At 29.9% G+C, this 21,494-nt stretch carries 22 protein-coding genes and 1 tRNA gene; 13 read left to right on the top strand and 10 right to left on the bottom strand.

The genetic code is table 11. The annotated features are described in order from the left end of the window. From ACIQ11_RS02515 to mraZ, 4 genes are all read right to left on the bottom strand, one after another. Window positions 1-1,229: penicillin-binding transpeptidase domain-containing protein (locus tag ACIQ11_RS02515; protein ID WP_396152508.1), on the bottom strand; the 1,229-nt coding region annotated here is incomplete at its 3' end. Then, on the bottom strand, window positions 1,220-1,579 hold the full coding sequence (locus ACIQ11_RS02510; RefSeq protein ID WP_291241260.1) for an FtsL-like putative cell division protein: 360 nt from the start codon (window positions 1,577-1,579) through the stop codon (window positions 1,220-1,222). The genes ACIQ11_RS02510 and ACIQ11_RS02515, both read right to left, overlap by 10 nt. Beyond that, on the bottom strand, window positions 1,579-2,487 hold the full coding sequence (gene rsmH, locus ACIQ11_RS02505) for a 16S rRNA (cytosine(1402)-N(4))-methyltransferase RsmH (protein WP_396152506.1): 909 nt from the start codon (window positions 2,485-2,487) through the stop codon (window positions 1,579-1,581). The genes ACIQ11_RS02510 and rsmH overlap by 1 nt, the downstream gene beginning before the upstream one ends. Next, window positions 2,462-2,932 carry a division/cell wall cluster transcriptional repressor MraZ gene (gene mraZ / locus ACIQ11_RS02500; protein ID WP_291241258.1) on the bottom strand — a complete coding sequence of 157 codons (471 nt, stop codon included), beginning with the start codon at window positions 2,930-2,932 and terminating at the stop codon, window positions 2,462-2,464. The genes rsmH and mraZ overlap by 26 nt, the downstream gene beginning before the upstream one ends. Window positions 2,933-3,260: 328 nt before the next feature. On the opposite strand from mraZ, the gene ACIQ11_RS02495 reads away from it, so the two are divergent. The 4 genes from ACIQ11_RS02495 to yihA are packed head-to-tail and all read left to right on the top strand — an operon-like array spanning window position 3,261 to window position 5,267. Next, window positions 3,261-4,016, top strand: a complete 756-nt coding sequence (locus ACIQ11_RS02495; protein ID WP_396152504.1) for an alpha/beta fold hydrolase — start codon at window positions 3,261-3,263, stop codon at window positions 4,014-4,016. 3 nt (window positions 4,017-4,019) lie between these two features. Then, on the top strand, window positions 4,020-4,322 hold the full coding sequence (locus ACIQ11_RS02490) for a nucleotidyltransferase family protein (protein ID WP_291241256.1): 303 nt from the start codon (window positions 4,020-4,022) through the stop codon (window positions 4,320-4,322). Then, window positions 4,319-4,660 carry a DUF86 domain-containing protein gene (locus ACIQ11_RS02485; protein WP_396152502.1) on the top strand — a complete coding sequence of 114 codons (342 nt, stop codon included), beginning with the start codon at window positions 4,319-4,321 and terminating at the stop codon, window positions 4,658-4,660. Before ACIQ11_RS02490 ends, ACIQ11_RS02485 begins: the two co-directional genes overlap by 4 nt. Further along, window positions 4,650-5,267, top strand: coding sequence for a ribosome biogenesis GTP-binding protein YihA/YsxC (gene yihA / locus ACIQ11_RS02480; RefSeq protein ID WP_396152500.1), 618 nt, complete (start codon window positions 4,650-4,652; stop codon window positions 5,265-5,267). Before ACIQ11_RS02485 ends, yihA begins: the two co-directional genes overlap by 11 nt. Window positions 5,268-5,346: 79 nt before the next feature. Here yihA and gpmI read toward each other — a convergent pair whose 3' ends face one another. Both gpmI and ACIQ11_RS02470 read right to left on the bottom strand, forming a co-directional pair. Continuing rightward, window positions 5,347-6,855 (bottom strand): 2,3-bisphosphoglycerate-independent phosphoglycerate mutase, encoded by a 1,509-nt coding sequence (gpmI, locus tag ACIQ11_RS02475; protein ID WP_396152499.1) that lies wholly within the window; start codon window positions 6,853-6,855, stop codon window positions 5,347-5,349. A 104-nt stretch (window positions 6,856-6,959) separates the two neighbouring features. Beyond that, complete coding sequence (locus ACIQ11_RS02470; RefSeq protein WP_396152497.1) at window positions 6,960-9,338, bottom strand: DUF5916 domain-containing protein; 2,379 nt, start codon at window positions 9,336-9,338, stop codon at window positions 6,960-6,962. A 299-nt stretch (window positions 9,339-9,637) separates the two neighbouring features. On the opposite strand from ACIQ11_RS02470, the gene ACIQ11_RS02465 reads away from it, so the two are divergent. Continuing rightward, window positions 9,638-10,387, top strand: coding sequence for a murein L,D-transpeptidase catalytic domain family protein (locus tag ACIQ11_RS02465; protein WP_396152495.1), 750 nt, complete (start codon window positions 9,638-9,640; stop codon window positions 10,385-10,387). Here the strand turns inward: ACIQ11_RS02465 and ACIQ11_RS02460 are convergent. Both ACIQ11_RS02460 and ACIQ11_RS02455 read right to left on the bottom strand, forming a co-directional pair. After that, window positions 10,376-11,974: a murein L,D-transpeptidase gene (locus tag ACIQ11_RS02460; RefSeq protein ID WP_396152493.1), complete on the bottom strand. Its 1,599-nt coding sequence runs from the start codon at window positions 11,972-11,974 to the stop codon at window positions 10,376-10,378. The genes ACIQ11_RS02465 and ACIQ11_RS02460 overlap by 12 nt on opposite strands. Before the next feature lie 70 nt (window positions 11,975-12,044). Further along, window positions 12,045-12,494: a GNAT family N-acetyltransferase gene (locus ACIQ11_RS02455; RefSeq protein ID WP_396152491.1), complete on the bottom strand. Its 450-nt coding sequence runs from the start codon at window positions 12,492-12,494 to the stop codon at window positions 12,045-12,047. A 117-nt stretch (window positions 12,495-12,611) separates the two neighbouring features. Here ACIQ11_RS02455 and ACIQ11_RS02450 point away from each other — a divergent pair. Beyond that, window positions 12,612-12,684: transfer RNA gene (locus tag ACIQ11_RS02450), tRNA-Gly, on the top strand. Between the two features lie 29 nt (window positions 12,685-12,713). On the opposite strand, the gene pepE is transcribed toward ACIQ11_RS02450, so the two are convergent. After that, window positions 12,714-13,421 (bottom strand): dipeptidase PepE, encoded by a 708-nt coding sequence (gene pepE, locus ACIQ11_RS02445; RefSeq protein ID WP_396152488.1) that lies wholly within the window; start codon window positions 13,419-13,421, stop codon window positions 12,714-12,716. A gap of 134 nt (window positions 13,422-13,555) precedes the next feature. Between pepE and ACIQ11_RS02440 the strand changes: the two genes are divergently transcribed. From ACIQ11_RS02440 to ACIQ11_RS02410, 7 genes are all read left to right on the top strand, one after another. Next, window positions 13,556-14,341 carry a hypothetical protein gene (locus ACIQ11_RS02440; protein WP_396152486.1) on the top strand — a complete coding sequence of 262 codons (786 nt, stop codon included), beginning with the start codon at window positions 13,556-13,558 and terminating at the stop codon, window positions 14,339-14,341. Continuing rightward, window positions 14,334-14,837, top strand: coding sequence for a DUF6702 family protein (locus ACIQ11_RS02435; protein WP_396150755.1), 504 nt, complete (start codon window positions 14,334-14,336; stop codon window positions 14,835-14,837). Before ACIQ11_RS02440 ends, ACIQ11_RS02435 begins: the two co-directional genes overlap by 8 nt. A gap of 2 nt (window positions 14,838-14,839) precedes the next feature. Then, window positions 14,840-17,113, top strand: coding sequence for a M1 family metallopeptidase (locus ACIQ11_RS02430; RefSeq protein WP_396152484.1), 2,274 nt, complete (start codon window positions 14,840-14,842; stop codon window positions 17,111-17,113). Window positions 17,114-17,277: 164 nt separating this feature from the next. Then, entirely contained in the window at window positions 17,278-17,610 is a 333-nt protein-coding gene (locus tag ACIQ11_RS02425) for a twin-arginine translocase TatA/TatE family subunit (protein WP_291241244.1), read from the top strand. Further along, window positions 17,610-18,173: a phosphatase PAP2 family protein gene (locus tag ACIQ11_RS02420; RefSeq protein WP_396152483.1), complete on the top strand. Its 564-nt coding sequence runs from the start codon at window positions 17,610-17,612 to the stop codon at window positions 18,171-18,173. The genes ACIQ11_RS02425 and ACIQ11_RS02420 overlap by 1 nt, the downstream gene beginning before the upstream one ends. After that, window positions 18,170-19,720, top strand: a complete 1,551-nt coding sequence (locus ACIQ11_RS02415; protein ID WP_396152482.1) for an NAD(P)/FAD-dependent oxidoreductase — start codon at window positions 18,170-18,172, stop codon at window positions 19,718-19,720. Before ACIQ11_RS02420 ends, ACIQ11_RS02415 begins: the two co-directional genes overlap by 4 nt. 603 nt (window positions 19,721-20,323) lie before the next feature. Then, window positions 20,324-20,995 carry a hypothetical protein gene (locus ACIQ11_RS02410; protein WP_396152480.1) on the top strand — a complete coding sequence of 224 codons (672 nt, stop codon included), beginning with the start codon at window positions 20,324-20,326 and terminating at the stop codon, window positions 20,993-20,995. Here ACIQ11_RS02410 and ACIQ11_RS02405 read toward each other — a convergent pair. Then, a partial coding sequence (locus tag ACIQ11_RS02405; protein ID WP_396152478.1) for an O-methyltransferase occupies window positions 20,979-21,494 on the bottom strand: 516 nt, incomplete at its 5' end. The genes ACIQ11_RS02410 and ACIQ11_RS02405 overlap by 17 nt on opposite strands.

The raw sequence follows: 21,494 nt of genomic DNA, 5'->3' as shown, positions 1-21,494 counted from the left end.
TTTTTAGCTCCTGGTTGTGGAATTACTGGTTGTCCTTCTCCTTTAATTTGTAAACCCTGTTTTTTATTTAATCCGTAACTATTAATTCTATTGATAAATTGCCAAGGATTATTTTTATAGGCCTGATAAGTTGCTTGTACTAAAATGGTATTTGACGACACTTCAAAACCTTTTGCTAATGACGCAATTCCGTATCCGTGATGATTTGAATCTTTAACAGGTCTGCCTTGAATCATAACTATACCACCATTTGAATTATAAACAGAACTGGTATCTGCTTTTTTATCATCAATTAAGGCAATTAAATCCATTAATTTAAAGGTAGATCCCGGCTCGTGAGATTCCGTTAGTGCATAATTTTGAGTTTCGAAATACGAACCATCTTCTGATTTTCCTAAATTTGAAATGGCTTTTATGTAACCCGTGTTGGTTTCCATAACCACTACACATCCGTGGTCTGCTTTATAAAACTCTAATTGTTTTAAAAGTGCGTGATGTGCGATATCTTGAATAAAAACATCAATAGTTGAAATTACATCGTACCCGTCAACTGGATCTAATTCATTAACATCAGAAATAGGTTTCCATTGATTTTTAGCAATTTTTTGCATCCAATGGTGGCCGTTTGTTCCGTTTAAATATTTACGAAACGCATATTCTAAACCTTTACCTTGATTGCCATCGCGTTCATAACCTATCGTTCTATTCGCGATTAATCCAACTGGATGTTTACGAACGGTTTGCTGCTCGGCAATAATTCCGCCTTTATTTGCTCCCAACTTAAATAACGGGAACTCTTTTACGCGCATATATTCAGTAAACGTTAATTTTTTAGCAACTAAAAAATACCTGTTTTTAGTGTTTTTTGCTTTTCTTAAATCTCTTTGAAATTCGCCAGATGATTTTCCTACAAGTTTTGCAAGTGAATCTGACAAGGCAACATAATATTTCTCAAAATTTTCTTCAGATGGTGTCACCGCATCAAAACGGATGGTATATTCAGGAACTGAAGTAGCTAATAAACTTCCATCTGATGAGTAAATATTTCCTTTATTTGCAGGAATTTCGAAATTTTTAACGGTGCGTTGTTTGGCTAATTTTCTATAATAATCGCCACCTACCCACTGTATATTAAATAGTTTTATAGCAATCGCAAACGCAAACGCAACAACGCAAACCACCACAAATGCCAGTCGGTAAGAAATTATATTGTCGTTTTTTATTGCCATATTTTTAATTTATCTATAAAACTTTTTTCTTCAGGTTTACGTATTACAATTTTTTTTGGTGGAACAGTAGACGGTAAAATTTGTCTTGCTTCCATTTTTTTAGAAACAGTGGATTCCATTTTTAATTTCATTAGTTCAGAACGTGTATCTACAAATTTCGAACGCAACTCTTTCACTTCATTGGTTAAACTCGTAATCCTATAATTTTTTTCGTCGTAGTTATGATTGAAATACACCATTAACATAGCCAATGAAAAAACGAAAATTATAAATTTCCAAGTTTTTAGCGCATCATCATCAATTAAGAATTTTGCTTTTAATAGACTATATATACTACTTTCTTTTGCCATTATTTCTTTTCTGCTACTCGTAATTTTGCACTTCTTGCTCTATTGTTTATTTCAATTTCTGCTGCTGAAGGCACAATTAATTTTTCAATACTTTTAAAAGGCACCTCGAAATTTCCAAAAAAATCGCGTTCTGGTTCGCCTTCAAACATTCCGTTTCTTATAAATCGTTTTACCAATCTGTCTTCTAATGAGTGATACGAAATAACACTTAATCTTCCTCCAGACACCAATAATTCTTCCGTTTGCATTAAAAATTCTTTCAATACTTCAATCTCTTGATTTACTTCAATACGAATGGCTTGATAAATTTGAGCTAAAATTTTATTAGCTTTATGCCCTGGCAAAAAACGAGACAAAACTTCTTTTAGTTGCTCTGAATTTTTAATTTTCTTATCTGCTCTTGCGGCTACAATTACGTTTGCCATAGCGCCGCCATTTTTCAATTCACCAAAATCAACAAAAACGCGTTTTAGTTCACTTTCTTCATAATCATTTACCACTTCATACGCAGAAAGTGTATCATTTTGGTTCATTCTCATATCTAAAGCGGCATCAAAACGAGTAGAAAAACCTCTGTCAGCCACATCGAATTGATGAGAAGAAACGCCGAAATCACCCAAAATTCCATCTACTTGTTTTACCCCGTGAAAACGTAAGAACCTTTTAATAAATCTGAAATTCTCATTAATTAAAACAAATCGTTCATCATCTATGGCATTTGCTAACGCATCTGCATCTTGGTCAAAACCAAACAATTTTCCGTTTGGCCCTAAATGCTTCATAATTTCTTTAGAATGTCCGCCGCCGCCAAAAGTGACATCAACGTAAATTCCGTCTGGCTTAATATTTAAACCGGCAACTGTTTCTTTTAAAAGTACTGGGTTATGATATTCCATCTTCCTCTTCATTTTGGTTCCCCATTACTTCTTCGGCTAAATCTGCAAAATCAACCATCGCGTGATCTAATGCAGATTCATATAAATTTTTATCCCAAATTTCAATAATTGAAACCGCTGATGACAATACAATATCTTTATCTATTTTAGAAAACAACACTAAATCTTTTGGAATTAATAACCTACCTGTTGCATCAATTTCAACCATTCTAACACCAGCAGTAAATGCTCTAATAAAATCGTTGTTCTTTTTTACAAAGCGATTTAATTTATTGATTTTCTGCATTACTTTATTCCATTCCTTCATCGGATACAATTCCAAGCAAGGCTGAAATACCGAACGCTTTAGCACAAAGCCTTCCTCAAAATTACCCAGTTGTTTTTTCAGAGGCGCAGGTACCATTAACCTTCCTTTTGCATCAACTTTGCACTCGTATGTTCCTAAAAATGTATTCAACTTTTATAAATGAATTATTATTGAGACAAATTTAAAAAATATTTTACCACTTTTTACCACAAAATACCACTTTGTTAATAAGTTTTTGATTAAAATAGTTTGAAATACCACTTATGTACTGAAAATACTGATAATTACAAAGAATTTAAGTTTTTAACGATTAAATAAATTGTTGAAAAAACATTAAAAATTCCAGTATTAATTTTCAAAACAAATTGAAAATTAGAGTTTTAGCTTGGAAACAATTTAATAATCTGAATTATGAAAAAAATGTGAAAAAAAAATGTATTTTTGTACGTATTAGATAGTTGAACACGAAGACGTTTTTATGATAAAGAAAGAAAAAAAATATACGTATTTTGAATCAGGTGAAGGCACACCAATAATTGTGTTACACGGTTTAATGGGCGGCTTAAGTAATTTTGACGGAGTGGCTAATTTTTTTCCAAATAAAGGATATAAAGTAATTATTCCTGAATTGCCGATTTATACGCAAAGTTTATTAAAAACTAATGTGAAAGCATTTGCCAGATATGTTAAAGACTTTATTGTTTTCAAAGGATTAGAACGTGTAATTTTGGTAGGAAATTCGTTAGGTGGACATATTGGTTTGTATTTCACAAAACAATACCCTGAATTAGTGAGAGGATTAGTAATTACTGGAAGTTCGGGATTATACGAAAGTGCTATGGGTGAAAGTTATCCTAAACGTGGTGATTATGAATACATTAGAAAAAAAGCGGAAGACGTATTTTATAATCCAGAAGTGGCAACAAAAGAAATTATTGATGAGGTTTTTGCAACCGTAAACGACAGAATTAAACTTTTGAAAACGTTAACTATTGCCAAAAGTGCCATTCGTCATAATATGGCTAAAGATTTACCAAAAATGCACGTACCAACTTGTATTATTTGGGGTAAACAAGACAAAGTAACGCCACCAGAAGTAGCTGAAGAATTTAAAAAACTACTTCCAAATTCTGAATTATATTGGATAGACAAATGTGGTCATGCCGCTATGATGGAAGAACCAGATCAATTTAATGATTTGTTATTTAATTGGCTTAGCGAGAAAAAATTATAAATTATGGAAAAATCTATTGAAAATAATTTAGAAAATATAAAATCAATATTTGCAAAATACAACGCAAAAAGTGCTTATATTTTTGGGAGTATGACAAAAAACAACCATCACGCAAAAAGTGATGTTGATTTTTTATTTAGTTTCTATGATGATTTAGATTACGAAACGTATGCTTTAAACTATTTTAGTCTCTTAAACGAATTGGAAGTTTTATTACAAAAACCAATAGAATTAGTAGCTGAAAAAACATTAAAAAATAAATACCTGATTGAAAGTATAAACGAAAGTAAATTTCAAATTATATGACGACTAGAGAAGAAAAAAAATTACTTTTGGACATTGTTGATTGTATTATTTCTATTGATGAGCATTTGGAAAATCGAAGAATTTTAGAGGAATATCTAGCAAGCAAAACTAAAAGAAGAGCCGTAGAAAGAGAATTAGAAATAATTGGAGAAGCTATGTCTAAACTTTTAAAAATAAACCCAAACATAAAAATATCTTATTCTAGAACTATAGTTGACTTGCGAAATAAAGTAATACATGCCTATGATAGTGTTGACGATATTTTAATTTGGAAGATAATTATGAAAGATTTACCATTATTATTATCCGAATCAAATAACTTATTAAATGAAAATTAATACCGCCGAATTTGTAGTTAGTAATTCCGAAGTGGAAAAATGTCCAAAAGACAGAATTCCAGAATATGCTTTTATTGGACGATCTAATGTTGGAAAATCATCGTTAATTAATATGATTACCAACCATAAAAACCTTGCTAAAACTTCTGGAAGACCTGGTAAAACCCAATTAATCAACCATTTTTTAATTAACAAAAACTGGCATTTAGTAGATTTACCTGGTTATGGATACGCCAAAGTTTCAAAAACCACAAAAGCAAAATTTCAACAATTTATTACTGATTATTTCGAAAGCAGAGAACAACTTATTTGTGCGTTTGTTTTAGTAGATATTAGACACGAACCACAAAAAATTGACACTGAATTTATTGAATATTTAGGTGAAAGTGAAATTCCGTTTTGTATTGTTTTTACAAAAGCAGACAAATTAGGAAAAACGCATATTCACAAACACGTGGAAGCATACAAGAAAAATTTATTAGCCAATGATTGGGCAGAAATGCCACAATATTTTATTACCTCAGCCGAAAGCACTTTAGGTAAAGAAGAAATTTTGACTTACATTGATGAAGTAAATCAGAACTTGTTTACAGGATCTGATTTTTAATAAGAAGTACGCGGATTCTAAAGATTATAATAATTTATTTAACCCTTCAAAATTTATAAATCTTGGAGGGTTTTTTAATTTACTTCAATAACAACGAGTGCTGCGTCATAGCTTCTGGTTGCGCAATTCCCATTAAATCTAAAATTGTTGGGGCAACATCTCCTAAAACACCTGATTGAATGTGTATTTTATCGTTATCTACTAAAATTACAGGTACTGGATTGGTTGTATGTGCCGTATTTGGCGAACCATCTGGATTTATCATGGTTTCGCAATTTCCGTGATCTGCAATTACAATTGTAGTGTAATGATTTGCTAAAGCCGTTTCTATAATTTCTTTTACGCAAACATCAACGGCTTCACATGCTTTTATAGCTGCTGGCATACTTCCAGTGTGACCAACCATATCGCCATTTGCGAAATTTAAACACACGAAATCAACCTCTCCTTTTTGTAATTCTGGTACTAAAGCATCTTTTAATTCGAAAGCACTCATTTCAGGTTGTAAATCGTAAGTGGCTACTTTTGGTGAATTTTTTAAAATACGTGATTCCCCATCAAAAGGTGCTTCTCTTCCGCCAGAAAAGAAAAATGTTACGTGTGGATATTTCTCTGTTTCTGCAATTCTGATTTGTTTTTTTCCTGCTTTGGAAAGAACTTCCCCTAAGGTTTCGGTAATATTATCTTTATCATAAATAACGTGTACATTAGTATAGGTGTCGTCATAATTGGTTAACGTAACATAATACAACGGTAATTTGTGCATATTTTGTTCATGAAAATCGGTTTGCGAAAGTGCTTCGGTTAGCTCTCTACCTCTATCGGTTCGGAAATTAAAGAAAATTACTACATCATCAGGCTGAATAACTTGTCCTTCTTCAGCAAATAAAGGCTGAATAAATTCATCTGTTACGTTTTCATCGTAACTTTTTTGGATACTTTCTGCAAAATTTGTTGATTTTTCACCAATTCCTTTCACTAATAAGTCGTATGCTAATTTTACACGTTCCCAACGTTTGTCTCTATCCATTGCGTAATATCTACCAATTACTGATGCTAATTTAGCCGGAGTTTTTGATAGAAAATTTTGTAAATCTTGTATGTATTTTTTTCCTGATTTTGGATCTACATCTCGCCCATCAGTAAAAGCATGAACATACATATTTGTTACACCATTTTCCTGAGCTGCTTCAATTAAGCCTCGCAAATGTGAAGTATGTGAATGCACACCACCATCTGAAACCAAACCTAAAAAATGAACGTTTTTATGATTTGACTTTGCGTAATTAAACGCATCAAGTAAAGGTTTTTCGTTTTTTAATGTATGATTTTTAACTGCTAAATTAATTTTAGCTAAATCTTGATACACAATGCGACCTGCACCTAAATTCATATGGCCTACTTCTGAATTTCCCATTTGACCTTCGGGTAAACCTACGTGAAGTCCATCTGTACGCAATTCAGCATTTGGATAGTTTTTATATAACGAATCTATATATGGTGTATTGGCATTATCTATGGCTGAAACTTTAGGGTCTGGAGAATGTCCCCAACCATCTAAAATCATTAAAATTACTTTTTTGTTCATCCGTATCGTATTTAAGTTACGAAGTTACTGATTTTTTAAACGCCGACTCAAAAAAGTTAGTAACGAAAAGGTTTTCTTAATATAATTGTAGAAAAATAGTGATGTTATTTTAGAGCATTCTTGGCTTGGTTATAATCAATAAAATATCGAATACTGATAGAAAATGTATGATTTAGATCTTCGTGATTAAATACTTTCTTAGTATTATAAACAAAATTCTTGTCTATTGTATTTTGAAAAATACCTGATGCATTTCGGTATAAAAAAGACATTTGACTTCCAGGTGCAAACCACCAACTATAAGACAAATCAAAGTTCCATAAATTTAAATTCTGGTTGGCATTATCCGTATAAGAATACGCTTCGGTATAACCATTTTCTAACAATTTATAGTACGAATTGTTTTCGGAAAACGACCAATAATGCCTAAGTTTTAAGCCAAAATTCATATTTGCAGTGATGGAATATTTACCTTCTAAACTCGTTTCTAAAGTTTGATTGTCTCTTTTTGCGAAAACAATATCATTTCCTACTTGATCTACGCGACCTAAGTCTTGATATTCGTTGTTAAAGTTATTCCTGTAAATTAAGGATAATTTATCGTTAAATCGATATCTTGGACTTATATCTATTCCCCAATACCACCAACCTTTTGTTTCTGTAATTCCAATATTTGGGTTGATATCAAATGCGAATTTATTGTTGTAATTGGTAGAAATAAAACCCCACATACCATAATTTTTCGGGAAAATTACAAATCTTCCTTGGGCTTGAGGATTATAAAAATTATATCTTTCAAACGGATTTAAATTAATTCCGATACCTGCGGAATGATTTTTTTTATTGGTTAAATTTAAATTAATATTAAAATTTTGCTCTTGGAGATAGTTGGTCGCTTTATCGAATTGCGCAAACGTATTTAAACTTATTCTAAATGAATTTAATTTTTCTGTAGATTGTAGTAGCCTGTAACTTACATTAGCGTTAATGGAATAATAATTGGTTTGAAAATTAACCCCTAAATCATTATTATCATAGTCTTTGGAAACATATTCTCCAAAAACCGAAAATCTAATTTTTCCAGAAGTTTCACCAAATCCTAAATTAGCCATAATTCCGTTTTTGTTCTGCAAATTGGCATAATTGTTTACATAACTATATTTTAGAGCGCCATTTAAATTGTACGTATTTTTTTTTGTATTTAAATCGAAAGTTGTTGCAGTAACATTTGCATCTCTAAAATTTCCATTTCGAGTGACGTTTGTATTAATTAATGATACAGAAGAATTTCCATTAAAACGCTGATCTAAAACCAAAACATTATAATTAGCCAAAGGCTCAACCGTTTCTGTTCTTGTGTTTCCAGTATTTATATCACGAATTACTACATCTGTTTTTTTTGTAACCGTATTTAAAAAACCAATTCCTAAACCGTCTTTCGTTCTACCCGAAACTTTAACTGCATTAACTAAATCAATGGTGCTTGGAAAATCTAAGACTTCTTCTGTTTCTGAAATTTCTGGATATTTGCTGGCGCGTTGTCCAATTCTTCTAGAATAAAAGAGCCCTCCTTTATTAAACAAATCGGTTCCTTCTGTAAAAAAAGGTCTATTTTCATCAAATATTTGTTCGAAAGGGCCTAAATTTAAAATCTTATTATCAAATCTGGTTTGACCAAAATCGGGAATTAAAACCATATCTAAAGTAAATGCATCGGTTAATCCGTATTTTAAATCTAACCCCCCTTTAATAGTTCCGAACGATTTATCTTTACCTAAACTATTTAAATAAAAAGAAGAATAGGGTATCAAAAATAATCGCGTTGGTGTATTAATTTTTTCAATTCCCTTTAAAATTCCAGCCTGTTGCGTAAAAAATCCTTTTCTGTTATCTACAGGATTCCAAGTAAACATTTGTCGGTTTCTTCTCAATTCTCTAAAAAAGTTAATACCCCAAGTTTGTTTCTCTTCCTCAGAAAAACGAAGTGCGGCATACGGAATTTTCATTTCAACTACCCAGCCAATATCTGTAATTTTTGCTTTGCTTTCCCAAATAGCATCCCAAGAAGTATCTTCATTTTCTGTAGTTCTTACTAAATCCATTTGCCCATCAGAAGCACTTACAAAAAAACTAAATTCTTGCTGACCATCATTAAAACCATTAATAAACACTCCAAAAAAGTCGGTAGCACCAAAATTATCTCTTTCTGAAATTTCTTTTAAAATTTTAGAAGGTTCATTGTCGTATAAAATTGCTCCTATATAAACAGCATCATCATCATACAGTACTTTTACTTCTGTTCGAAGTTCTGGTAATTCTGGCTTTCCATTTTCTTGGTTAAACATAACAAAGTTTTTTGCTATTGGTACATTTTTCCAATCTTCTTCATTTAGCGATGCGTCAATTTTAATAGGATTTTTAATTTTTAGAGTGCTAATTTCCTTTTTATTGTTTATTGGCAAAAATGGATTTGATGTTGCCATTTCTTGAGCAAAAGATAGTTGAAATAAAAAGATTATATTGAAAATTTGAAAGTACTTCATTAAATATTTAGTAAATAAAATTGATTAGTATAACTATTGCCGAATTTGTTTCATCATCAACTGTTAATTTTTGAAATTTAAATAAATAGTGGCTGTTTTAAAAAAATTCTACAATCATATAAACCATATTATCGGCAAAACGTTAAAAATTATCGTTAAAAAACACTAATTTATTTTTTTTATTCAAAATTACTATTATATTTGCCTGTGTTCGTTTTTAGATAACAACAAGAAATACAATGCGTTATACATTTTTACCTTTTATTTTTTTAGGTTTTATATTGCTTTTTTCAGTTAATGAAAACCTGGTAAATAGAACTTTTCAAATCAATAGCTTTACAACAAATGTTGTGAAACCAATTGCTATGGTGAAAAATGAGGCAGACAATATTAAGGAAAAATCGGAATTACTATATTGTGAAATTCAACCTGATGGATTTTCATTACCCGAATTAGAAATTTTCACAAAAGCATTTGAAGGTTACACAGCTTTAGAAACGCAAGGGAAAATTAAAAATAATATTTTAACGATTATTGATTTCTCTTTATCTTCTACAAAAGACAGAATGTGGGTAATTGATATGGTTAACAAAAAAGTGATTTTACAAACATTAGTTTCTCACGGTATAAAATCTGGAAAAGAATTTGCAAAATCGTTTTCCAACCAAAATGAATCTTATAAAAGTAGTTTAGGTTTTTATTTAACTGGTGAAACCTATATTGGAAAACATGGTATTTCGTTAAAATTAGACGGCTTAGAATTTGGGCTTAACGATAAAGCTAGAGAAAGAGCTGTCGTAATACATGGCGCTGAATATGTTTCTAGAAAACTAGCAAATAAACAGGGTTACTTAGGCAGAAGCCAAGGTTGTCCTGCTGTTGCAACAGCAATTGCTCCAAAATTAATTCAAACTATAAAAAATAAATCGGTACTATTTATTTATCATCCTACAAGAATGTACGTTAATAAATCTAAATTAGTTTCTTAATTTATCGTACAACATTTTATCTAAGTCGTACATATCATCTCTAAATTGAAAACCCGAAGTATTTAACCAACTTGTCCAATACAATAAATGTACGTAGGTTGGTTCTTTTATTTTTATGTAATAAGGTGCTTTATTTTTTTTAATTATTGTATCGATTTCATTTCCGTTTGCCCATCTTTCATTATCTTGTTTTATTAGAATTTTTTTAGCCAAATCTACCGGATTTTGTACCCGAACACACCCTGAACTTAAAGCCCTAAATGATAAATCGAAAAAATCCCTGTGATTGGTATCATGTAAATACACGGAGTGATGATTAGGGAAATTAAATTTAACTACACCTAGTGAGTTGTTATATCCATGATTTTGAACATATCTATAACTTGTTGCTTTATCTGGATTCCAATTTGAGGGAGATATAATAGTGTTTTTTGCGTTATAAATGAGAATTCTATTTCTGGTAAAATAACTTCTATTTGCTGCTGCTTCTACTGATAAATCTTCTTTAATTATTGTTGGAGGAACCGTCCAAGTAGGGTTAAAAACAAAATTAGATAACTTCGAATCTAAAACTGGTGTCATCCTTTTTGGTTTCCCACAAACAATTTTATGTGTAGCTAAAGTATCTTGATTCTTGATAAAATGCAATGAATATTCCGGCAAATTGATTAATAAGTATTGCTCACCAAAATCTCTTGGAAACCAGCGCCAACGTTCTAAATTGGCTAAAATTTGTGAACGACGGGTTTCTACATTATAATTTAATGCTTTAATGGTACCATAACCAATAACTCCATCTGCTAATAAACCGTGCCTTGCTTGAAATTTTTTAACAGCAATAAACATTGAACGATCATAAATAATTGAATAATTAGTGTTTTTTTCGTCTAAATCTTTCCAATATACCAATCGTTTCTTGATTTCTTTTACTTCTTTTAAAGTATCATTATATTTTATTTTTATCGTTTTTTTTAATGAATCAAAATTACTTTCTGGCATTTTATCAATTAAGACTAATGCTTCTTTTAACGAAGAATAAATAGGATGATTTGGTAATAAATTTTTAATAGAAGACGCTACTTTTTTTAAAGAAATTGCTGCTTTCAAATGGTTTGCCATAGAAAGCGGTTTATCAAACAAATCCCAATTTTCATATACCTCATCAGGATTTAATTTCCCTCTATAATACTGATTACAAAGTTTATCATAGGATTGAGTTAATAAAATATCATACGCTAATTTTTCATCTAAAGTTAACGAATCCAACCTAACTTCTAATTGAAATATTTTATTAATATTGTAATCTTGAGGATTTAATCCTTCGTGTTTTGATTTTTCTATTTGTACGATTAAATCTTCTCTATTTTCCGCATCGACCCATATTTCGTGGTTTCCAAATGCAGCATAAATACTTTTAATACTATCCGACTTATCTGCTAATATATCTTCAGGAATGGCGTGAATAGTAATTTTTCTAATGGTATCATAATAATCTTCGCTTACAACAAATTCATCATCCTTACTGAGTTTAAAAGACACAATAATGACAACAATTAATACTACACTGAATAGGAAAACCTTTTTCATTTCAATTCAAATTTATCAAATTTACCAAAAAATACTGGCATAATACCTCAAATGCAAAAATGATTCCAAATTAAATATCAAAATACTTATACATTAAAAAATGTGGCCCAATCTCAGGAATTTCAAAGGAAGGGTCTTTTTTAGTACATCCTAATTTTTCATAAAAAGGCACTGCCGATTCTCGAGCGTTAAACCAAAGTAATTCGACTTGAGTTGATTCAATAAAATTAAAAATCTCTTCAATCAACAACTTTCCAAAACCAGTACTTTGGTACTCCTCTAAAATTGCCATTCCACGCAATTGAAATTGATTTTTTATGTCGAAATTTTCATTATTTGATGTAAAAACAGAAGCTACTCCTATTATATTATTTTCAATATATAATCCAAAATGTGTAGTTCCAACAGCATCATCACCTAAAAAAAAGCAAGTCTCAATAGGTTTTCCTTGTCTTAATACGGCACTTCTAACTGGGAAAGTATCTATATATTTGATTTTATTAATCGTAATTTTATTCATAAAGCATTATAAATTAATAATTTACAAGTGTACTATTTAAAATTTTTATTATTTTTATTAAAAAACTTGCAATTAATCAGTTTTTCATATTATATTTGCACTCACCAAAATAAAAATGCGAAAGTAGCTCAGTTGGTAGAGCGTCAGCCTTCCAAGCTGAATGTCGCGAGTTCGACCCTCGTCTTTCGCTCTAAAGCCTCAAATTTATTTGAGGCTTTTTTATTTTAAGTTACTTAAATCCGTTCCTGTTTCAATTTCGATTGGTTCTTTTCCTTGCTGAAAAAGTCGCGCAGGCAAATCACCTTTTAATGTAATTTTATTTCCTAATACTTCTAACCAACTCCCTTCTCTTAATCCTAAAACCGATTGCGGATTATACTGATGAAATTCTTTTATTCTCGTTTCTCTCGTTTCTCCCATATGTTGAGAACCATCTATTGGATCTAAATAATGCGGATTTAAATTAAAAGAAACCAAGCCTAGAGTTCTAAAACTCGGCGGATACACTATTGGCATATCATTAGTGGTATTCATAGTTAAACCACAAATATTACTTCCTGCACTTGTTCCTAAATAGGGCGTTCCGCTTTCAACCGCTTTTTGAATGGCATCTAATAGATTGTACTTGTACAACATATCTACTAAAACAAACGTATTTCCTCCACCAGTAAAAATGGCTTCTGCGTTTTGTATCGCTTCAATTGGATTTTCAAACTGATGAATTCCTTTAACTTCAATATTTAATTGTTTAAAAAACGGTTTTACTTTTTCCGTATATTCATCGTGAGTAATTCCTCCTGGTCTTGCAAAGGGAATAAATATTAAATTAGAAACAGATGCAAAATGTTCTGTTAAAGTTGGTAATAAATAATCTAAAAAAGTACCTCCAAAAACAGTCGATGTACTTGCAATAAGCGCCTTTTTCATATATTATAATAAATTTACTTTATTCTTAACAAAATTTTATATCGAATGTAATTTTGTTCTATTATTTTTACAGAAAATTAATTCTGTTTACTATTAAAAAATACATACAAATATTTTTACTTTTTCTCTCCCAAATGGTAGTTTCACAAAACGATTCTATAATTAAGGGAAAAATCATTGTGGAAACAAACGACAATGAAGGTATTACAATTGTAAATATTTCAAACAAAATTAATACAATTTCTGGAAACGGCGGCTATTTTAAAATAAAAGCAAAAGTAAATGACACCATTATGTTTAGCGCCATACATTTAGTTGGCAAAAAACACATCATTACAAAAAAAGATTTTGGCAAAGATTTACTTTTTATAAAATTAGACATTTATACCCGTCATATTAAAGAAATTATGGTTACGAATGCCGATGATATTACTGCGGAATCTTTAGGTTTAGTTCCGAAAGGACAAAAAAAATACACACCTGCAGAAAGACGTTTGAAAACCGCAGGTGATTTTAATGGTCAGTTTGGTCTCAACACCGCTTTTAGTATTGATCCCTTATTAAACGCTATTTCTGGTAGAACCAAACAATTAAAAGCAGAATTAGAAGTAGAAAGAAAAGAATTTTTACAATATAAAATAAATAGTAACTTTGATTCCGAATACATTATGAATCAATTACACATTCCAGAAGAATATGTACAAGGATTTGTTTTTTATATTGTAGAAGATGAAGAATTAAAAAACGCGGCTAAAGCAAAAAATAAAACGCTAATTTCATTTAGAATGAGCGCGCTTGCAGTTGATTTTTTGAAATTGAAAAATTTACAACCCTATTATCCAAAACCAGTTGAACCAGAAAAAAGTACAGAAGAAAATTCTATACCAAAAACAGAATCAGAATCTAAAAAAAATGAATAAAATAAAGTTAAGCTTACTGGTAATATTGTTTTCTTTTTTAAGTGCTTTTACTTTGCATAAATTTTATGTTGGGGTTTTTCAAATAGATTATTTTAAAGAAAAAAAAGCAGTTCAAATTACAGCACGTTTATTTATTGACGATTTAGAAAAGGCATTATATAAAAAACACAACAAGCATATTTACATCACTACAAAAGATGAAATTGCGGAAGCAAATACTTTAATTGCTAATTATTTATCCGAAAAATTAAAAATTAAAATCAATAATAAAAGTCAATCATTACAATTTTTAACCAAAGAACAAGAAGATAATATTGTAATTTGCTATTTAAAAATACCTTTTAAAGACAACATTAAAGATTTAGAAATTACCAATACCGTTTTATCCGATATTTTTAAAGAACAACAAAATTTAGTACATTTGAACTTAAATAGTAACAAAAAAACACTTTTGTTTACTAATACAGAAACCAGCCAAAAACTGAAATATAAATAATTATGAAAAAGCTACATCTAATTGTATTCTTAATTTTTGCGTCATTTACTGCTTTCGCACAAGAAGTCAAAAAAGAAGAAACTAAAAAAGAACCTCAAGGACATACCGACATTAATAAATTTAGCCAAATGTATGCCGAAATGGCGACGCCTAATATGTTTCGAACAGCTTCTGGTGCACCAGGTCCGGCCTATTACCAACAACGTGCAGATTATAAAATTAATTTAGAATTAGACGACAAAGCATCCAAAATGTATGGTAGTGAAACCGTTACGTATTACAATAACGCACCAGAATCTTTGGATTATTTATGGGTGCAATTGGATCAAAACATCGCCAGAAGAGATTCACAAACACCATTAATTGATTCTCAAACAATGCCACAAGCAACATCTGTAGAAAACTTCACCAAAACATATATGGGTAAAGGTTTTGATGGTGGTTTTAACTTAGAATACGTGAAAGATGAAAAAGGCAACGGAATGAAATATACCGTTAACAATACTATGATGCGTATTGATTTGCCAAAGCCACTTAAAAAAGGGGAAAAAGTAGTTTTTTCAATCAAATGGTGGTATAATATTAACGATTATATGAAAGATGGCGGAAATGGTCGTTCTGGATATGAAGTGTTTCCTGATGGAAATAAAATTTATGTAATTGCTCAATTTTACCCAAGAATGTGTGTGTATAACGATGTTGAAGGTTGGCAAAATATGCAATTTTGGGGAAGAAGTGAATTTGCTTTAACTTTTGGAAATTACGACGTTAAAATTACCGTTCCAGCGGATCATATCTTAGATGGAACTGGTGTTTTACAAAACAGAAGTGAAGTCTATACTGCAGAACAAGAAAAAAGATGGCAATTAGCCGAAAATTCTTTTGATAAGCCTGTAATAATTGTAAATCAAGCGGAAGCAACTGCTGCAGAAAAAAGCTTCGCAACTACTAAAAAAACGTGGCATTTAAAAGCTGAAAATGTTAGAGATTTTGCTTTTTCAACTTCTCGTAAATTTATTTTAGATGCAATGGCGGTTCAAGTTGGAAACAGCAAACCTATGGCCATTTCTATGTATCCAAAAGAAGCTAATCCGCTTTGGGAAAACTTATCTACAATAGCAGTAGCGCACACATTGAAAACCTATTCAAAATATACATTCGAATATCCTTATCCAAAAGCCATATCTGTTTCTGCTGAAGATCAAGGAATGGAATACCCAATGATATGTTGGAATTTCGGTCGTCCAGATGAAAATGGTAAAATTAGCGACCGAGTAAAATACGGAATGTTAGGGGTTATTATTCACGAAGTAGGACATAATTTCTTTCCAATGATTGTAAATTCTGACGAAAGACAGTGGACTTGGATGGACGAAGGTTTAAATACATTTTTAGAATATTTAACCGAACAAGAATTTGATAAAAATTTCCCAGCAGATAGAGGTCCAGCAAAATCAATAGTACCTTATATGAAAGGAAACCAACAGTTTTTAGAACCAATTATGAGCCACGGAGATGTGGTGTACAATTTTGGTGCAAATGCTTACGGAAAACCTGCAACAGGATTAAATATTTTGCGTGAAACGATTATGGGACACGAATTATTTGACCACGCATTTAAAACGTATGCCAACCGTTGGAAATTTAAACATCCTACACCAGAAGACTTTTTTAGAACAATGGAAGATGCATCTGCAGTTGATTTAGATTGGTTTTGGAAAGGTTGGTTCTACTCTACTGATGTGGTAGATTTAGGTATCAAAAATGTAAAACAATTTTATGTAACTGAAGATGCTTCAAAAGAAGCTGCCGCAGCCGTAAACAGAAGAGGAAGAAGAATGCCAAACAGCGGACCAATGATTTATTTAGTAAATAGTGAAAGTGCAGAATTGAAACCAGAGTCAAAAACAGCACTTGAAACAGAAAAAGTAATGGCTTTAAATGACTATTTAAACAAAAATTATAATGCTGAAGAAAAAGCGGCTTTAAAAAATCCAAAATATTTTTACGAAGTAGAGTTTGATAAACCAGGAAGTTTAATGATGCCAATTATTGCCGAATTGCAATTTGAAGACGGTACCTCAGAAACACATAAATTTCCGGTTCAAATTTGGAGAAGAAACAATACTACTGCAAAACGTGTTTTTGCAACAGAAAAAAAAGTAGTTAAAATTCAATTGGATCCAAAATTAGAAACAGCTGATATTGATGTAACCAATAATACTTGGCCAAAAGAAGCCATTGTTGATAAATTCGAACAAATAGAAAAGAAATAAACTATTTAGAAATAAACAGATTGGAAATACTTTTAAACCATTAAGGCATTAAGATAATTAAGATTGTTATAGACTTAATGAAACTTAATTTCTTAATGGTTTTTACTTTTTAACTAAAAAAACACTAAGTTTTACTACATTTGTAATTCATAAAACACAAAACTATGTTTGGTATTGGCGGAGGCGAAATATTTTTTATTTTAATTGTAATTCTAATGCTTTTTGGATCAGATAAAATTCCAGAAATTGCAAGAGCATTAGGTAAAGGTATGGCACAATTAAAAAACGCTACCAACGAAATTAAGCACGAAATTCAAAAAGGCGCTGAAGATAATGGTTTAGATATGCGAAGTTTAACAGGTGGTATATCCGATGAAATTGCAAGTGCAAAAGAAAGTATGACAAAAGCAATTAGTCCAACTGAATTTACAAATCCCATTACCGAAATAAAAGAAGATATTGAAAACGCTACAGGACCTATAAAACGTCAAATGTAATGCTGGATTACGTAATACATTTAGATAAAAAATTATTTATATTTCTTAATAATTTAGGTTCTAAACCATTTGATGAAATATGGTTATTAGTTACCAAACAATTAAATTGGATTCCGTTTTTCCTAATTTTACTCTTTATTTTATATAAAAAATTAGGAACTAAAAAACTGGGAATAGCCATACTAACAGTTGCTGCATTAATTACGTTTACTAATGAAATTACCGATGTTATTAAATTTTCAGTACAACGCATTAGACCTTGTAATGATGATACATTAGCTGGCTTAATAAGAGTTGTGAAAGACAGCGACACCTTTAGTTATTTTTCTGGACACGCATCAAATTCAACAGCTTCTATGATGTTTGTATACTTAATTCTAAGAAGATATTACAAATACAGCTACTTGATTTTTCTGTATCCTTTAATTTTCGCCTACAGTAGAATTTATTTAGGACTACACTTTCCTTTAGATATTATTTCAGGATTTGTTTTTGGAGGCTTTACAGGGATTTTATTTTATAGAATTTTTTCTAAAATTATTTCTAAATACATTACATCTTGAAAATTCAGAAAAAAGCACTAATCATTGGTGGTGGTCCTGCAGGATTAACAGCAGCATATGAATTTATAAAACATACTGATGTTACTCCAATTGTTATAGAAATGAGTGAATTTTGGGGCGGTATTTCTCGCACAGAAAACCATAATGGAAATAGAATTGATATTGGCGGGCATCGTTTTTTTTCAAAATCAGAAGAAGTAATGAACTGGTGGCAAGAAATTTTACCAATCTATTCAGAAGATAAAAAAATAAACATATCTTATCATAATAAAAGCAGAAAAATAGAGTTAAACGATACTACTATTTCTAATCAAGCTGATAATGTTTTATTAGTTAGAAAAAGAAAATCAAGAATTTTTTTTAATAATAAATTTTTCGATTATCCAATTAGTCTATCCCTTCAAACTATATTAAATCTTGGTTTTTTTAATACTTTTTTAATAGGTATTAGTTATACAATATCAGTACTTTTCCCAATAAAAAATCCTAAAACTTTAGAGCAGTTTTTTATTAACAGATTTGGAATCAGATTATACAAAACATTTTTTAAAGATTATACAGAAAAAGTTTGGGGTGTTCCTTGTTCCGAAATTAGTGCAGAATGGGGCGCACAAAGAATAAAAGGCTTGTCAGTAACAAAAACACTTACAAATGCTTTTTTAACCATTTTTAAAACTAAAAAAAAGGATTTAAGTCAAAAAAACAAGGAGACTTCATTAATAGAATATTTTTTATATCCAAAATTTGGTCCTGGTCAAATGTGGGAAACAGTTGCAAAAAAAGTAAAAAAAGATGGTGCAATATTAAAACCAAACAACCGTGTTATTGCAATAAATATCGAAAACAACAAAGTTTTAAGTGTGGTTGTCGAAAATACTATAAATAAAAGGGAAGAAGCAATAGAATGTGACTACTGTATTTCAACTATGCCAATAATAGAATTAATAAATGGTTTAAATTGTGTAGTGCCAAAAAAAGTAAAAGAAGTTGCAAATGGCTTAATGTATAGAGATTTCATTACTGTTGGCTTGCTTCTTGAGAATATTAACTTTAGTTTAGAAGATAATTGGATTTATATTCAAGAATCATATGTGAAAGTTGGAAGATTACAGGTGTTTAATAATTGGAGTCCTCATATGGTTGCTGACGCTTCTAAAACTTGGGTTGGCTTAGAATATTTTTGTAATGATGTTGATGAAATTTGGAATTTTTCCGAAGAAGAAATGATTAAATTAGCTACTAATGAAATGATTAAATTAGGTTTTATTAATTCTGTTGAAAATGTATTAGATTCAAAAGTTATTAAGGTTCCAAAAACATATCCTGCCTATTTTGGTACTTATTCAGAGTTTAATGAGATACAAAACTTCACAGATACTTTTGAAAATCTATTTTTAGTTGGACGAAATGGAATGCACAAATATAATAATCAAGATCACTCTATGCTTACAGCAATGCAAGCCGTTAAAAATATAAAAAACAATATTACCGATAAATCAAATATTTGGAGTATCAATACTGAAGAAGAATATCACGAAGAAAAATAAATTATGTTATTTAATTTAAATGCATTTTCAAAGAAAGAAAAAAGAGTTTTAGGTTACATAAGTTTACTCTATTTTTTGTTTTTATTTTTTAGATTTATTTCTGGAAATTATTTTCTTGCAGATTCTTATGAGTACTTAGAAATTGCAAAATCAATCAATAATTTTACTTATTTTGAAAATACTCTAGATGTTGAGCTAACAACAAAAAGACCTTTTATTTATCCGTTTTTCTTGTCATTTTTTTTAAATACATCAATACTGTTTATATTACTTATTCAAACTTTTGTTAGTTGTTTTAGCGTTTTTGTTTTCTTCAAAATATTAAAAAAATTAGAAATAAAAATTTCAAATTTATTAATCGTAATTTTATTTTTTACACCAAGTATTTTTATTTACTCTCAGCTTATAATGTCCGAATGGATGGTTTTATTATTGCTAAACATTTTAACATTAGTTTTATTAGAGCCATTTTCGAAAAGAAATTTTATTATTATTCAATTAATAACCGTTCTTTTAGCTTTTACAAAACCCGTTTTTTATCCTTTTATATATATAAATTTTTTATTCTTTTCTTACTATTTATTCAAAAACAAAACTTTTAGCTTGTGGCTATTTTTTCCCGTTATAATTTTACAATTATACTTATTTCATAATGAACAAAAGTCTGGTTTCAAACATTTTTCATCGATAGAAAATTACAATTTAATAAACTATAATTTATACTATTTTAAATCGTCTAAAGTTGGAAAAGTTGAAGCTGATAAATGGCACAAAAATGTTTACGATAACAAAAACTATATAAGCAAAAATTTTAAAGAACAAAACGAATATTTAAAAACCGTAGGTATTAATGAAATAAAAAATAATTTTTTAAGTTATTCTTTTTATCATTTTAAAACTGCAATTCGTGGTGTTTTTGATCCAGGTAGATTTGATATAATGACTTTTTTCGATAAAGAAGATGGCAAACAAGGTTTTTTAGAAATCTTAAACGGGAATAAATCTCTAAAATCAATTTTTAAAGATAAAATGATTATTATAATTTTGTTTATAATCCCAATCTTTTTTATAAATATTATTAAATATTTTTATTTCGGAAAATACATTTTAAAAAACAAACACAGCAATTTAATTTGGTATTTATTTTTATTACTTGCTTATAATATTTTGGTTTCTGGACCTGTAAATTCTTCACGTTATATGATGCCTTTCCAAATTATAGTAATTTGTTTTGCCATAAAAGAATTTCAAAAAAAAACTACAACACACGAGTAACCGTCAAGCCATCTCGGATAGGCAATAAAACAGTTTCTACACGAGAATCCTCATTAATAATTTTATTATAATCAAGTAAAATTTGTGTGCTTTTGTCGTTTGCTTTTACTTCTTCTAAAACCTTTCCGCTCCACAATACATTATCGGATAAAATGATGCCGCCTTTATTCATTAACGGCACAATTAAATGAAAATAATTGATGTAATTTTCTTTATCGGCATCAATAAATACTAAATCAAATTTTTTGTTTAATGTTGGAATAATTTCAATGGCATCGCCAATATGCTGAATAATTTGATTGGAATACTCAGATAATTCAAAATATTTTTTTTGAATTTCCTCTAACTCTTCATTTATATCAATGGTATCTAATGTCCCGTTTTCTTGTAAACCTTCTGCCAAACATAAAGCAGCATAACCCGTATAGGTTCCAATTTCTAATATAGATTTAGGATGTATTATTTTAGACAACATACTCAAAACCCTACCTTGAAAATG

The sequence above is a fragment of the Flavobacterium sp. genome (genome assembly GCF_044361065.1).
Classification (GTDB): domain Bacteria; phylum Bacteroidota; class Bacteroidia; order Flavobacteriales; family Flavobacteriaceae; genus Flavobacterium.
Note: the sequence above shows the minus strand (reverse complement) of the source record. Positions and strands in the feature narration are given on the sequence as shown.